Below are 15945 nucleotides of genomic sequence, written 5' to 3' on the forward strand. Positions count from 1 at the left end.
GGTATGACAACTTGCAACTTTGAGCTCCAGTTTCCAAGGCTCCAGTTGTAGAAGCTTATCGTTTGGATAGGTATGACAACTTGTACGAGGCTCACACCAGTGGTCGTGAGACTTGTTGTAGAAGCTTATCGTTTGGATAGGTATGACAACTTCCAATTGTAGATAGCTTGCATTTTTTTGTTGCGTTGTAGAAGCTTATCGTTTGGATAGGTATGACAACTTATTTATATTTTACCTGTCATAAAGTTGTTTAAGAGTTGTAGAAGCTTATCGTTTGGATAGGTATGACAAACTTGTAATGATTTTTGCCTTTATACTGTGAGGGTGTTGTAGAAGCTTATCGTTTGGATAGGTATGACAACAGTTGATTAAAACAAAAATCCCCGCATTGCTTTTTGAATTTGCAATACGGGGATTTGTATTTTTGTTTAAAAATGTTTGTGAATTAAAAGATTTATTGTATTTTTGCAATCGAATGTTTGTGTAATGTTTTATGGCTTATACTTATGCATAAATACCTGATACTATTGGTGCTGATGATGTGTATGTTCATTGGCGTATTACCTGCAAGGAGCGAGAATAGGCTCCCTGCGGTATGTATTACTACGTCCAATCTGAATGTAAGAGAGTATGCAAGTACGAATAGTCGTAAACTAGAGACGTTGCCTTCAGGAACAAAGGTAAAGGTTTTGAGAATGACAAACGATGAATGGGCTGTGATAGATTATAATGGCAGCACAGCTTATTGCTATGCTAAATATCTGATGTATTGGGAGTATATAGATACAACTCCTCCTCCTGTTGAGACACAGAGAGATAGCGATGGCGTAAGATTGGCTCTTTAATTCACTTGCAATTAAAGATATTTTTGATTGAATAATCCCTCTCGGTTAGTTATCTACTTACATCTTATCCTTCTCTACCAGTGCCAGGATTTTGGCGTGGGCGCGCTTGTGCATTTTGATGCAGAAGTAGATGAGGACGACGTAGCAGATGCTGCCAATGTATGGATTCACCATTCCCGTCATGGCTAGGGCGTCGTAAATGCCATGGGCTAATACGGGTGCCAACAGCGTGCAAACTGCTATCTTGGGCGAATGGTTTACAAAATGGTAAACCGAGTAGTAATAACCCATCAGTACGGCAAAGGCATAATGACCTGGTACTGCCAAGAGCGAACGGCTTAATGCTACTGATACCCAATCTTCGGACGAGAATACGTACGATATGTTCTCAACAGCAGCAAACCCTAAGCCTATGCAAACAGCATATACGATGCCATCAAAATGCTCGTCGAAATATGGATTCTTACGCAACACTATCCAAAAATTATTCCGATGCCCCACGTCACAGCCTTAATCAACATATAGGACGGCTCTTTCTGTGTATCCTTATTCCAGATATACAGCAGCAGTAAAACGGCTGGCAGCAGTGCTGCGATTAACATTAATATCATATTCTTTTTACTTTTTGACCACAAAAATACGATGTTTTCATGATATGAACAAGAATAATTGGATATTTTGAATAAAAAACGAGGGTGTGCCTGTTGTTTAGCACACCCTCTGATTCTTACTTACATGCCCATGCAGCTCGTGGCGCCTAGGGCCGTTACAATCGCCGTTGCGATACTTGCTATCATCTGTACGATGAACTTTAATGTCTCTTTCTTACTCATAACTTCTTAGTTTTTTTCATTCTTACATTTTTTCATTTTTACATTGGTAGAGTAGGCTGGGGCCTAAGCCCCAAGCCTTACCCCTTAGTCGCCGTTGGGCTCGTCGATAGGCTCGTAGCCACCGCCACCGGTATTGCCACCAGTGTTTCCACCGGTATTGCCACCGCCATTGCTTGGCTCGTCGGGGTCCTCCACCGTACCAGGGTCAGTACTGGTCACACGCTTAATCTCCTTACCATCGCGGTCGTAGCAGGTAATCTGGATGGCTGTGCCTGCCAGCTCGTCCTTCAGATCCACCGCAGGGGTGAAGATGATGCGGCGACTGGTTACGAGGCCCGCTTTCACCTCATCTACTTTGGCCACACTCTTGGCGCGGATACCGAATCGCATGGTTCCCAAACCTGGCAGCGCAACCGAGTGACCCTCAGTGGCCCATGCCTTAATCACCTCGCCAGCAGCATCCCAGCAGGCCTGCATAATGCCTTTGCTAACTCCGCTGCGCAGGGCAGCCTCCTTAATCACCTTTTCCTGAGAGAGTGAGGTGTACAACTCCGGCATCATGATGTAGCGATAAGTGCCCTCATACTTGCCAATCTTCTGCAACTTTTCCTGTGCTTTAACTTTCAATGCCATAATTCTAGTTTAATTTTTGTGTTGTTGTAAAATAATTTTTAATTATGAATGTTTAATGTTTCATGTCTCAACTCCGATGTTGGTTTTGCGGCCACGTGAGGGAGATTTTCTTAGTGCACGTGGGAGAATCTTTTTCCTCGTGTGGGAGCATTATCTCCATCTTCATCTTGACAATGCAAAGGTACGAAATTTTCGTCATATAATACAATATCAACTGTTAATGAATTGTTAAAACCTGTGAGTATACCGACATGAGCACAGAGCACAGAGCACAGTTTTCTCATGAGTACCTCAAAAATGTAAACACAAAACATACTTTATATATAATATATATATTATATATAAAGTAATTAATAATTGTATAAATCCTCCTCATAATTGTACCCCCTCCACAAATAAACTGTGCTCTGTGCTCTGTGCTATTTTCGATATTTTATGTTATGTTACACCCTTTTGGGGGGGAATTTTACATAAATTCCACTCCATTTCAAAATTTTATTTAAAATTATTCCTGCAACTAATTTTGTTTGTAGGAAAATGGTTAAATTTGTAGCCAATTATATATCAACAGATGAACTGAGGATTTAGAATAGAATGATTAATATAAGAAAACTTGAATCAGAACTGTGGGAGTCAGCCGACCTGCTACGTCAGGGAAGCAAATTAACAAGCAGTCAGTATTGTATGCCTGTGCTGGCCCTGCTGTTCTTACGCTACGCATATAGCCGCTACAAAATGGTAGAGGCAGAGATCTTGGAAAATCGCCCCAGCCGTGGTGGTCGTGTGATGCCTGTAGAGGCCAGCGACTTTGCGGCAAAAAGTGCATTGTTTCTCCCTAAGGAAGCACAGTTCGACTATTTGGTAAATCTGCCAGATAACATTATTTCGGCAGGTTTAAAAACAAAAGATGGTCAGGACATCAATTCGTTAGGAGAAGCCGTAAACAATGCCATGCAGCTTGTGGAAGACCAGAGCGAACAGCTGACAGGTGTTTTGCCTAAGACCTATACCAGCTTTGCTGACGACCTGCTGCGTGAACTTCTTCGTATCTTTAATAATAAAACGATTGATGAGGTAGGAGGCGACGTGATTGGCCGTATCTATGAATACTTCTTGTCGAAGTTTGCCAAGGCTGTCGCCAGCGACGATGGTGTCTTCTTCACGCCAAAGTCATTGGTGAAAATGTTGGTCAACGTACTGGAACCTAAACAGGGCGTCATGCTCGATCCTGCTTGTGGTAGTGGTGGCATGTTCGTACAAACAGGTGACTTCGTAAACCAGGCTGGTCTCAGCGCCAATACACAGATGACATTCTTTGGTCAGGAGAAAGTGGAATACAACGCCCAGCTCTGTTTGATGAACATGGCCGTTCACGGACTCAACGGAAGAATCATTTCAGGCGACGAAGCCAACTCATTCTATCACGACGCGCATAACCTGGCTGGTAAGTGCGACTATGTGATGGCTAATCCTCCATTCAATGTGGATAAGGTAAAGGCTGAGTCAGCTTCTGCTGCCGGTCGTTTGCCATTTGGTTTGCCTGGCGTAAACGCTAAAACCAAAGAGATTGGTAACGCCAACTATCTTTGGATTAGCTATTTCTACGCCTACCTGAACGAACACGGTCGTGCAGGTTTTGTTATGGCCAGCTCAGCCACCGACAGTGCAAACAAGGATCGTGATATCCGCGAGAAACTGGTTCGTACAGGCGACGTAGATGTGATGGTAAGTGTGGGTAATAACTTCTTCTATACACTCTCGCTTCCTTGCTCATTGTGGTTCTTCGATCGCAACAAAAACGCAGATATCCGTGATAAGGTGCTCTTTATTGATGCCCGCAACTACTATACAGTAGTAGATCGTACGCTGAATGAATGGACGGAATGGCAATTGCGTAATCTGCAGGCCATTGTACATCTGTATCGTGGCGAGAAAGGTAAGTATCAGCAGTTGTTGGCCGATTATAAGGCTGTATTAGGTGACACAACGGTTGCTTCTGCTCAAAAGGCACTTGATGAGCAGAAGGCCGCAGCCAAAGAGGCAATTGCAAACGCTCAGCGCAAGGAAAAGAAACGCATTGAGGCAGAACAAAAAGTTATAATTGACGAACTGGAAGATACACTCGAGACTGCTCGTCAACATGAATGGCTCACAGAAAAGTTTGGCGATGGCGAATATCAAGACGTGCTGGGGCTCTGCAAGATTGCAACCATACAAGAGATTGAGGAAAAGAACTATTCGCTCACTCCGGGAGCCTACGTCGGTGTTGCTGAAGTCGAGGACGATGGCGTTGACTTCCATGAGCGTATGAATGAAATCCATGCCGAACTCGCCTCTCTCAACAAAGAAGCCAATGTGCTAATGAGTGAGATCATGAAGGAATGGGAAACTCTTAACACGAAGTAAATCATGGCAAACGAGATAAAACCAATAGGGGCAACCGATATTTCAGCAATGAACGCAGTAGTTGGAATTTTGATGACTGACCTCCGCCAAATCATTGACGAAGCGCGAATTCATGTGGCATCTACAGCCAACTATGAGCTTACCATGATGTACTGGCATATTGGCGAGCGAATTAACCGCGACGTGCTTGGAAATGAACGAGCTGATTATGGAAAGCAGATTGTCGCGACAGTGTCACGACAATTACAGAATATCTACGGACACAAAGGATTTGACGTAAAAAGCCTGTATCGTCATATGCAGTTCGCAACCCTTTTTCCTGATTCTCAGATTGTCTCGACAGCGTCGCGACAATTATCATGGTCGCATTTCGTGGAGCTACTGCCATTGAAAGACGAACTGCAACGTGATTATTATTTCACGCTGGCATCAGCCAATAGATGGAGCGTTCGTCAACTTCGCAAAGAAATTGATGGAATGCTATACGAGCGTACTGCATTGTCTTCAAAGCCTGAGGAAGTTGTAAAACAGGAACTTGCCAATGTCAGAGATAATAAAGTTGTTTCTCCTGATGTAGTATTCAAAAGCCCTTATTTCCTTGAATTTGCTGGGTTAAAAGGCTTGTATAGCGAGAAGGACTTGGAAGACAGTCTTGTGGCACATCTGGAACAGTTCATTCTTGAACTTGGAAATGGGTTCTGCTTTGTTGAGCGTCAAAAGCGAATGATTATTGATGGAGAGGATTTCTATCTTGACCTGCTATTCTATCACCGCAAACTACATCGCCTTATTGCCATTGATTTGAAACTTGGTCGTTTCAAAGCTCAATACAAAGGTCAGATGGAACTGTATCTACGTTGGCTTGAACAGAATGAAATGGAGCCTGGTGAGGAAAGCCCGCTTGGGTTACTGCTTTGTACTGAGGGCAGTGAGGAACAGATTGAACTTCTCCAACTCGACAAATCGGGCATTAAGGTCGCTCAGTATATGACTGAACTGCCTCCGCGTGATGTCCTCGTGCAACAGATACAGAAGTCCTTTGAAGTTGCAAAAGCTAAATGGGGAAACGAAAGAAAGGAGGATGAGGTATGAGGAAGCCAATAACTATAGGTGATTTGGGCACTATCATTACAGGTAAAACACCTCCTACCACAAATAAGAACTATTATGGTGATTATGCGGTGTTCATTAAGCCTACTGATATTTCTGAGCAATGCAAGTTTACCTACGAGACAGAAGAAATGTATTCAAAACTTGCTGCAGAGAAGTATGAAAGTAGCTTAATTCCTAAAGGTGCTATCTGTGTTCCATGTATTGGAACAATAGGAACAAAGATGACGATGGCTCCTTGTGATTGTTATACCAACCAATCCATTAATTCTATCGTCTGTAATGATAGATATGATAATGAGTATGTTTACTATCTGATTAAAAATTTCCTACCAGGACTAAAATCCTATAATTTAGGAACGGCATCAGGTAGAGAATATGTTTCAAAATCTAACTTTGAGAAGATTGAGTTAGTTGCTGAGCAAGACAAAACAATTCAAAAGAAAATCGGAGAGTTCCTCTCTCGCTACGATTCTTTGATAGAAAACTATCGGAAGCAGATAAAGCTTTTGGAGGAAGCCGCGCAGCGCCTTTATAAAGAATGGTTTGTTGACCTCCATTTCCCCGGCCACGAAAACACAAAAATCGTAGATGGTGTGCCAGGGGAGTGGGAGAAGAAGAAACTGGTAGAAATTGCAGAACTAAAGGCTGGAGGTGATAAACCTGAAATAGTTTCAGCTAAAAGGACAAATGAATGTTCGGTACCTATTTTTTCAAATGGTACTACTAATGAGGGACTATATGGCTATACCAATCTTCCTGTAATTTTAGAACAAAGTGTGACAATATCTGCAAGAGGAAGTGTTGGTTATACAGTGTTTAGGAGAACCCCTTTTGTTCCTATAGTAAGGCTAATTTCTGTAACTCCTCATAATATCTATGTTGGTTACATATTTTACTGTTTAAAATCTACTACGCTAGATAGTAATGGGGCTGCGCAACAGCAAATAACTATACCAATGATTAGGAATAAGGAAATAATGATTCCATCAAAAGGTATACTTGAGTTATTCGAAAGTCAAACAGAACCAATTTTTAATCAAATAGACATTTTAAAAGAACTAATCCGCCTCCTCACCGAGGCCCGCGACCGCCTGCTTCCCAAGTTGATGAGTGGAGAAATAAAAGTCAGTTAAATATGGATAGATTTGATTTTATAGAAACGAGAGACGATGTGATTCGTAACATCAAAACGCTCTATCATTATTTACGTGATGAGAAAGATGATGATACGTATCAATGGGCAACAAGTATATTCAAAAATGGGAGAATATACGTGATTGAAATTATCGACTCTCACATCTGTTTTTCTCCAAGCCGTTTTGTTGGATATAAAGATAACACCAAGGACAAACATCAAAAAAATCATGGAGATGGGAATCAGACCAATGATATTTTAAAGAGTTTCTACCAAAAAGTGCAGGATGAGAGATTGGATGTTGTTTTTCAAAAAGAACTGTCCCGATATAACTTGTCGTCAGGCACAAAGAAATATTGGATTCCAAACGATCTTACAATCGAAGATATATTGAAATACGATAATAACAAATGTATGTCTATGAATAGCAAGCAAGACAAGTATTGGCACATACAGATGCACTTGCCTGATGGTAAGGGAGGCATGGAAATTGACTCAAAGCAAATGCTTTTAGAGAAAGAGCCTGTTATTGGCACTGGAGAATGGGAAGATAAGCAATGTGTTGATTTCAAAACGATTGCAAAAGGCAATATTGTCTTAGTTAGGAAAGGTAGTGAAGCTATTGCTCTATGTGAAATTATTGGAGATAATTTTAAAGATGAAAAATTGACAGAAAAGTATCATAACCTCAATTACAGAAAGGTTCGTATTCTTGGTTGGGCTGAGCATTATAAACAGCCCAGATCATCCCTCTTTTCACAAGGTTCGTTCAAATCTTGTAGTCCGTCTACAGAGCAATACAAATTTATCGACGAGTGGCTGAAGTACATACAGAGTCATTCATTTATAGGCAATTGTGCCAAACTGCTGAAAGAAAAGAAAAACATTATCTTACAAGGTGCTCCTGGCACAGGTAAAACATATAATACTGCAGCCATAGCCTTGACCGCATTAGGTATTACAGATGTGAACTTTAGCAATCACAAGGAGGTAATGGCTCGTTATGAGTCTTTGCAGGATAGTCAGATATTCTTTACCACATTTCACCAGTCACTTGACTACGAAGATTTTGTGGAGGGTCTTAAACCTCGCATCCAAACTGATGCTGCAGGGAATGGTATTGGGGTAACCTATGAACCAGAGGATGGCATTTTTAAACGTGCATGTCAGGCTGTCCAAAATGATGAATCTAAAGATATAGTTGAATGTATTGACAATTACTTAGAAAAGATAAAGGGGTTTGAGAATAGAAAGGAAATACCTACAATTACTGGTAGGTCTTCTCTATATGTTTGGTGGAAAGAAGGTAATACAACTATAAGTACACGTAGTACGAATTCTATAAGCCCCAAGGGAGAGGACTATACGCCTTCACCCCTTAACATCGAAAAAATTAAATTGCAAGCACAAGGTCGGGGAGCTGAGAATAACTGGCAGCAATATGCACAAGCTTTCATTGAAGCTGTAAAACGTGAATATGGAACTCAAAAGGACAAGCCTGTCGTACTTATTATTGACGAGATAAATCGTGGTAATGTTTCAAAGGTGTTTGGCGAATTAATAACGCTATTGGAGTCAGATAAACGTGATAGGGGAGAGCATCCTATTAAAGTTGTGCTTCCGTATTCGAAAACACTATTTGGAGTTCCGTCGAATCTGTATATTATTGGAACTATGAATACGACAGACCGTAGTACAGGCACGTTAGATTATGCCCTACGTAGGCGCTTTGCTTTTGTAACACTCAAATCTGATGTTACAGTTGTTGCTAAGTATTACGAGGACTTGGGTGATGATGACCTGAAGAATGTCGCTATATCACTCTTTGAAGATATTCATGCTTTTATCAAAGACCCTAAGCATCTCTGTGGTGATTATGGAATAGACGATTTGATGGTAGGTCATAGCTACTTCATGGCCAAATCCAAAGAAGAACTCACCAATAGAATTCAGTATGAGGTTATCCCCTTGATCAGCGAATATATCAACGATGGGATATTAAACGTCAAATCAACTGAAAAAGAAAACGCTTTTGCTTCATGGTCGAACTTATGTGTAAGACCTATAGCTAAAGATGATTCAGAAGACGATATTGAAGATTTAGACGAAGACGAGTAAAAAATGATACACCTTCAAGAACACGACATTATATCTGGCGTAAACGCTCAAATTGAAAAATTTGAGAAGTTGTCGCTCGTTTCATGGGACAAACCTGTGGACGGATGTCCTTGGGGGTACTATGCTTCTTTTAGAATAGGAGCCGAATGGATAGATGAAAACGAAGCATTGGTTGTGACGACAAAAAGGGGGATGGAGAACATAGATTTTCTCAGTATGTTTATGACTTGTTTCTCTTCAAATCTTGAAATTGATTCTTTTTCAGAGATATATTCTATACATGCGGAACAACCTCCTATAGAAGCCCCTGCGTTGAGAGGTGTTATCAGTCCACTCATTGTACTTCATTTTATAGGTGTGGTCAATAGAATTAAGGCACTAAAAAGGGGTTATGTTCATCGTAGTGAGAACCTGAAAAAGGTAAAAGGGAAAATCAATATACTCAAAAACGAAAGAACAAACATCTCCTTAAAACGATATGACCGCATTTATTGTAATTATGATGAGTATTCTGTCGACATTCCTGAGAATAGACTAATTAAAAAGGCTCTTTTGTTCTCTCAACGTATGGTTCAAAGAATGGGAGAACAACATCATTCATATAATAGTGTTAGACAAATGTTGGCAAAAAGTCTGTCAATGTTTGAGAATGTGAGCAACGATGTGGATATTAAATCAATTCGTCAAATAAAGGGACATAAGTTATTTAAGGAATACGCAGAAGCAATACGATTGGCAAAGTTGGTACTTAGTCATTTTGACTATAGTATTAACAAGGTTAGCGAAAGCGATAATAAGATAGTACCCTTTGTCTTGGATATGTCACTTTTGTATGAACATTATGTTTATGGATTGCTTTACGAGGCATATAAAAACAGAATCGTTTATCAGTATAAAGGGAAAACAGGATATCCCGACTTCTTGTATAGTTCAAATGGTTTTAAGGCCATCCTGGATACAAAATACATCCCCAAATATGAAATGGGGAACATTGATACATATGTTATACGTCAGCTAAGCGGGTATGGAAGGGATTTGCTTATATTGAAACGTCTTGGCTTTGTTGATATTGCCGAAGATTCTCCATCTCCATCCGTGCCTTGCGTTATTATATATCCAGAAGAGTCAACAGATGAAGGAAATCCGTTTAAGGGTAAACGTTTAAGCGAACTTTGTACACATCATATACGCAGAATATCTCAGTTCTACAAAATATCTATCCCTATACCAATAATACAATAACAACTTAATAATATGTCAAAGGATTATAGCGAAGACCAACTGATACAGAAAGCAACCGCCGACTTCATGGAAAAGGAGTTGGGGTGGGTGAGTATCTATGCTTTCGAACAGGAGACGTTAGGCCCCAGTGGCACATTGGGGCGCAGCAACTATCACGAGGTGCTGCTGAAGCGTCATTCCCTGAAAGCACTCAAAACGCTCAATCCATGGCTGACCGAAAAGCAGTTGCAGGAATGCGAGGAGCGCATGACAGAACACATGAGCTCGCAAACACTGATGCAGATTAACGAGCAAAAATATCAGTTGATTCGCGATGGCATACCCGTTACACGTATCAAACCCAATGGCGAAACTGAAGAGGTGCGTGCTAAGGTTATCGACTTTAATTCCCCTCAGAAAAATGAGTTCCTGTGCGTCAGAGAGTTAAAGGTGGATGGCGCCTTGTATCATCGCCGTGCTGACATCGTTGGTTTTGTAAACGGTATCCCTTTGCTTTTTATCGAACTGAAAAACCATGATGTGGAAGTAGAGGATGCATTCAACAAGAATTATCGCGACTATCTGGACACGATACCACAGCTGTTCTACCACAACGCCTTCATTATGTTTAGCAACGGACTGGAAGCACGTGTGGGCACCATCGACTCGAAGTGGGAGTTCTTCCATGAGTGGAAACGCCTAAAAGAGGAGGATGCTGGCTGCGTGGACTTGGAAACCATGCTGAAAGGTATTTGTAAGAAGGAGAACTTCTTAGACCTGCTGGAAAACTTTATCCTATACGACCACAGTGGAGGTAAAACGGCTAAGATCCTTGCACGTAACCACCAATATCTGGGTGTAAACCAAGCTGTAGAGAAATACCGCAATCGAGAGTTGCTTGATGGAAAACTGGGCGTTTTCTGGCATACACAGGGTAGTGGAAAGAGTTACTCGATGTTGTTCCTGGCTCAGAAGATTCGACGTAAATTCGAGGGCTCGCCTACATTCCTGGTACTGACTGACCGCGACGAGCTGAACAAACAAATCAGCGATACTTTCGAGAATTGTGGTTTACTGGGTAGTGTAAAGGCAAAGAAGTTTATTGCCAGCAGTGGTGAAGACTTGAAGGCAAAACTGAAAGGTAATCCTTCGTTCATCTTCTCGCTCATACAGAAGTTTAACGATCCGAATGCCGACCCCATATATCCCGACCACGATATCATCGTGATGAGCGACGAGGCACACCGCACGCAGAATGGTATTTTTGCCGATAATCTGATGCACATACTGCCAACAGCTCATCGTATTGGTTTTACCGGTACACCGCTACTGTCAAACGATAATATCACCGCCCGTACTTTTGGAGGCTACGTGAGTATCTATGACTTTAAACGTGCTGTAGAAGATAAAGCTACGGTGCCTCTCTATTACGAAAACCGAGGTGAGAAGCTGCAGGACTTGAAGAATCCTGAAATTAACGAGGAGATAGCAGCAGCCTTGGAACAGGCTGGCGACCTTGATGCCTCGCAGTTGGCCAAACTGGAACGGGAGTTCAGTAAGGAAGTTCATCTGCTGACGGCAGCTAAACGTCTAAGGTTGGTTGCCAAAGATTTTGTACATCATTATAGTGACCTGTGGACATCAGGAAAGGCTATGTTTGTGAGTTACAATAAAGTGACATGTGTCCGTATGTACAACTATGTGCAGGAGTATTGGCAGAAAGAGATAACGGAGCTGGAGAAGGCCATTGCCAAATGCGACTCGGATCAAGAAGTAAAAGAGATGGAACGCAAACTGGAGTGGATGCAAGATACTGATATGGCTGTTGTGGTTTCGCAGGAACAGAACGAGATACAGACATTCCAGAAGTGGGGACTTGATATCCTGCCACATCGTGAACGCATGGAGAAGGAGGAACTCGACAAGCTGTTTAAAGATGGCGAATCAAAACTGCGAATTGTATTTGTATGCGCCATGTGGTTGACGGGTTTCGACGTTAAGACACTTTCTTGTCTGTACATCGACAAACCCATGAAGGCTCACACCCTGATGCAAACCATTGCCCGTGCTAACCGTGTATCAGAAGGCAAAAACAACGGTTTGGTGATAGATTATATCGGTATTGTAAAGGCGTTGCGACAGGCATTGGCCGACTATACTGCTAACCCTAATGGCAAAGATAACGGTAACGATCCAACAGTTGATAAGAAAGAACTTATCAAACATGTTTGGGAGGCTATCGCTGCTGCTACTGCATTCTTACAAGAACACGATTTTGAGTTGCAGCACTTGATAGATGCTCAAGAATTCATGAAATTGTTCTTACTGAAAGAAGCCGCTAATGCCATGTGCGAGAGTGCAGAAATCCGTAAGACATATTGTACCTATGCTACGACATTGCTAAAGCTCTGGAAATATCTCGACCGTGAAGATATTACGGCAGATATGAAGCGGCAGAAGGATGCTGTTGAAGCTATCTTCAAAGAGTTGCAGAAAAAGCGTAAACATGCGGATATTACAGATTTGAGCGTAGCAATTAACGACATTGTTAACGAGCATCTACATGTTGTAGCCACAATGGCAGCCGAAGACGTACCTAACCGTCGTTTCGATATCAGCAAAATCAATTTTGATTTGCTGCAACGCGAGTTCGCAAAGAGTCGTGAAAGAAATTTGATATTAAAAGATATACAGGAGCTGCTTGAAGAGCGTATCGCAAGGATGCTGGCAGAAAACCCATCACGCGTGAATTTTTATGAGAAATATCAGGAGATTATTCGCGAATATAATCAGGAACAGGATAGAGTTTCTATCGAGAATACATTCACACAATTGATGGAACTGTCGCAGCAACTGACAGAGGAACAAGCACGCTATATTCGTGAAGGATTCCAGAGCGAAGAGCAGTTGTCGATGTTCGACGTACTGATGAAAGACGACCTGAGTAAGGAAGATATCAAGAGACTTAAAAAGGTGGCGGTTGATTTGCTTGAAAAAATCAAAGCACAACTGGCCACAATGGATCATCCTTTCGACAAACAGGAGACTAAAGCTGCCATTATCATCACAATCCGCGATGTACTTTGGCAAGAACTACCTGAGAGTTATAGCGAAGAAAGCATTACCCATTATCGCGACGAGGTATATAATTACGTCGCCCAGCATTATCAATGATTTGTAAGTAATAACGAAAACATTGAGTTTAAGTAGTGCAAAATTTGCGGGTTTCGCGATTTTGCACTATTTTTGTAGGCGTTTTTATTATAAAAACATAAAGATTATATGTACAACTTCAGTTATTTTAAGTGCCGGCTCGAAAGATGTGAGCTGGGCATTGGAGGGATGCCCTCATTACAAGGTAAGGGAGCACTGGTTGATATTCTCGACGCAGACTCCCGCGAAATAAAGTCTTTAATTTTTGCACATACGCAAAAGCAACTGGTTTATTATCATGAGTATGCTATGCCGCCCCAAAACGGTTTGTTTGTGGTGAGGGCTGCTAACAATAGGGTGAGGGAGTATGTTGGCGACCACTTTGAGGTGATTACCAAGGCCGACCATCCGTATGTGTATGTGGTGATTGATACCGAGCCCGATGAGCCACTTATTGCAATTGAGAACTGTATGTTTTGCAAACGAGCAAAGGACGAGGTAGCGCTCGTACTTGGGTACACGCTGTCTATAAACTTGGAAGGTGTGGGCTGGAAGGTGAAACTGGAACCTTATGATGCTAATCAAGAGGAAACAAGTAGGATTACGAAGGTGATGACAGAGATTCACGATCCGCAAAATGCCGAACGTTCACTTGAGAAAATGTATGGCATCAAGAAGACCGACCTCCTGATTCGTAACTGTCTGCATCATAAGGCAAAACAGATGGGGATGCGCAAATCGGATGAGTTACGAGATTATGTTTTGATTAAAGATGCCGAGCTGGTGATAGAACTGCTGGATGGGGTGCTGAGAAAGCTAAAGGGATCGAAGAATGTATCGCGTCCAATCAGATTCCTACAAGATCATGATATCATAGCCCGACCAACCTTTAAAGCATTAATAAAATGTTATCCTTACCTGAAAGACAATGTATCGGAATCGCGATTTAACGATTATACTAACACAGATAAAAAAGAATACTTTAAAGACGATAAACTCTACGACAAATACCACGAAACGTTTTCTACTATACTGAAAGATATAACTGAGTAAGAACTTACTTCAGATAACCGATTCTGGGTATTATTGGGTTGAACTGGTTTCGCTCATTAATACCCATTTTTTTTGCTCGTTGATTCGAGAAAATGCCCTATATTTGCCCCCCGGATTCCGAACTATAAATAATATGTCTAACAAGAAACAAGCATGGGCCCATTCTGTTTCGCAAACGTGAAGCAAGAATGAAACAAATTGTGATAGAAATTGAGGATGAGGCTTACGAGCCTTTTATGGGAATGTTGCGTCTTTGTCCTGCTGCAAAGGTGGTGGGTACGAACAGCTTTGCTGAAACACGCGATGTGATTGATCGGTGTTTTGCTGAAGCTATTAGGGAGTTGCAAGCCGATAAAAAGGTGTATAAGCGTCCCAGCGACCTGGCATACATCATGATAGGTGTAAACGATGGTGCTATTAATGGTGTGGATTATTATCTAACTCCTGATGCTTTTATTGGATATCTATTGCAGATAGGTGTTGACCAACTGCCTAAACGATCAACAATCTACAATAAGGTGAATGATACCGTGGGTAAGTTCCCTGATTGGAGCTTTGTACATGATGTAAAACCTAAAGAAAAGATAAGGAGAAAAAATCTGCTTTTGCGTTTTTCGAGTACATTTGGTAGGGCTAAACGCCAAAAGTTGGACGGATTTATGGACAAGTAACCGAAAGCTGGACAGGTTTCTGGACAATCGAAAAAACGGCCATTGTCGGCTCGAAAACTTGCTATACTTTTGCCGTCGCAAACAAGTTGCAACGGCGAGTGAAGGCTGCGGTTCAGCATAGCTCGAGCGACCTCGGCTCTGCGTTCACCTTGCACTTCACTTGCACTAGGAAATCAGATGATAGTCGTCTGATAAAGATTAAAAATTTAAAAGTAAAAATGGGAAAAGTAAAAATTAAAATTAGAAAAGAAGGCCGGGTGAAACGGATAGAGTATCTGAGATATCTGGCCAGCGTGAGAGCTGAAGAACAGCAAGCGTGGAATATCGGTATCCGCATCACGCGCAAAAGTATCGAAGAGATACGAGAGGAGTTCCAAGCTAAATACGGAAGTATTTATTTGGAATTTTAAAAATGTAAAAATGGTAAAATGTAACAATTTGTTTAACAATTTAAAAAGTAAAGTAATTATGAACACAATGATTTTAAGAGTGAAAAAGTGCGGGGTGATGACTACCGTGCAGAGTGAGAAAAGTGAGAATGGCGTACTTGACAAGCGTACACTGGTACTGCAGATGTTGGGTGGCAAGTATGAGGACAGCTTTGTGGTAACAGCCCTGGGCAGTTTGGCCACCATCGAGTGGACTGAGGGTGAGTTGGTTGCCTGCAGCATGAGCTTCAGAACCCGAGAGCACAACGGACAGGTGTACATGGACGTTATTGCAAATGAGATTTGCAAGATTAAACGCTGAAAAATGTAACAATT

The 15945-nt window shown here is 41.6% G+C and carries 15 protein-coding genes and 1 CRISPR repeat array (1 of these 16 only partly in view); of the genes, 11 read left to right on the top strand and 4 right to left on the bottom strand.

The genetic code is table 11. The features are described 5' to 3' along the window. A CRISPR array of direct repeats spans positions 1-362; the repeat unit is 36 nt; unit sequence GTTGTAGAAGCTTATCGTTTGGATAGGTATGACAAC (it extends 165 nt beyond the left edge of the window). Between the two features lie 183 nt (positions 363-545). After that, the gene (locus T360_RS0107750; protein WP_231488138.1) at positions 546-845 is read left to right on the top strand and encodes an SH3 domain-containing protein; all 300 of its coding nucleotides are present in this window, start codon (positions 546-548) and stop codon (positions 843-845) included. A gap of 57 nt (positions 846-902) precedes the next feature. Here the strand turns inward: T360_RS0107750 and T360_RS14915 are convergent, their stop codons facing one another. The 4 genes from T360_RS14915 to T360_RS0107765 all read right to left on the bottom strand — a co-directional run bounded on the left by T360_RS14915 (position 903) and on the right by T360_RS0107765 (position 2311). Beyond that, the gene (locus tag T360_RS14915; RefSeq protein ID WP_197019286.1) at positions 903-1316 is read right to left on the bottom strand and encodes a PrsW family intramembrane metalloprotease; all 414 of its coding nucleotides are present in this window, start codon (positions 1314-1316) and stop codon (positions 903-905) included. Positions 1317-1318: 2 nt separating this feature from the next. Then, entirely contained in the window at positions 1319-1456 is a 138-nt protein-coding gene (locus T360_RS16170) for a hypothetical protein (RefSeq protein WP_155949433.1), read from the bottom strand. 120 nt (positions 1457-1576) lie between these two features. Next, positions 1577-1678: a smalltalk protein gene (locus tag T360_RS16175; RefSeq protein WP_155949436.1), complete on the bottom strand. Its 102-nt coding sequence runs from the start codon at positions 1676-1678 to the stop codon at positions 1577-1579. 84 nt (positions 1679-1762) lie between these two features. Then, entirely contained in the window at positions 1763-2311 is a 549-nt protein-coding gene (locus T360_RS0107765; protein ID WP_028912274.1) for a DNA-binding protein, read from the bottom strand. Positions 2312-2905: 594 nt separating this feature from the next. Here T360_RS0107765 and T360_RS0107770 point away from each other — a divergent pair. From T360_RS0107770 to T360_RS0107815, 10 genes are all read left to right on the top strand, one after another. Further along, the gene (locus tag T360_RS0107770; protein ID WP_028912275.1) at positions 2906-4717 is read left to right on the top strand and encodes a class I SAM-dependent DNA methyltransferase; all 1812 of its coding nucleotides are present in this window, start codon (positions 2906-2908) and stop codon (positions 4715-4717) included. Between the two features lie 3 nt (positions 4718-4720). Continuing rightward, on the top strand, positions 4721-5809 hold the full coding sequence (locus T360_RS0107775) for a YhcG family protein (protein WP_197019287.1): 1089 nt from the start codon (positions 4721-4723) through the stop codon (positions 5807-5809). Next, on the top strand, positions 5806-6963 hold the full coding sequence (locus T360_RS15760; RefSeq protein WP_051523465.1) for a restriction endonuclease subunit S: 1158 nt from the start codon (positions 5806-5808) through the stop codon (positions 6961-6963). Before T360_RS0107775 ends, T360_RS15760 begins: the two co-directional genes overlap by 4 nt. Positions 6964-6965: 2 nt before the next feature. Then, complete coding sequence (locus T360_RS0107785) at positions 6966-9083, top strand: McrB family protein (protein ID WP_231488133.1); 2118 nt, start codon at positions 6966-6968, stop codon at positions 9081-9083. A 3-nt stretch (positions 9084-9086) separates the two neighbouring features. Further along, positions 9087-10325 carry a TonB-dependent receptor gene (locus tag T360_RS0107790; protein ID WP_028912278.1) on the top strand — a complete coding sequence of 413 codons (1239 nt, stop codon included), beginning with the start codon at positions 9087-9089 and terminating at the stop codon, positions 10323-10325. 12 nt (positions 10326-10337) lie between these two features. Next, a complete protein-coding gene (locus T360_RS0107795) occupies positions 10338-13478 on the top strand; it encodes a type I restriction endonuclease subunit R (protein ID WP_028912279.1) in 3141 nt (1046 codons plus the stop codon). Between the two features lie 168 nt (positions 13479-13646). After that, complete coding sequence (locus T360_RS0107800; protein WP_155949438.1) at positions 13647-14510, top strand: hypothetical protein; 864 nt, start codon at positions 13647-13649, stop codon at positions 14508-14510. Between the two features lie 188 nt (positions 14511-14698). Next, positions 14699-15181, top strand: coding sequence for a hypothetical protein (locus T360_RS0107805; RefSeq protein ID WP_028912281.1), 483 nt, complete (start codon positions 14699-14701; stop codon positions 15179-15181). Positions 15182-15399: 218 nt separating this feature from the next. Then, positions 15400-15591 (top strand): hypothetical protein, encoded by a 192-nt coding sequence (locus T360_RS16180; RefSeq protein WP_155949440.1) that lies wholly within the window; start codon positions 15400-15402, stop codon positions 15589-15591. A 58-nt stretch (positions 15592-15649) separates the two neighbouring features. Next, positions 15650-15931, top strand: a complete 282-nt coding sequence (locus tag T360_RS0107815; protein WP_028912283.1) for a DUF3127 domain-containing protein — start codon at positions 15650-15652, stop codon at positions 15929-15931. Positions 15932-15945: the final 14 nt, after the last annotated feature.

The organism is Prevotella sp. MA2016, assembly GCF_000619825.1.
GTDB lineage: Bacteria > Bacteroidota > Bacteroidia > Bacteroidales > Bacteroidaceae > Prevotella.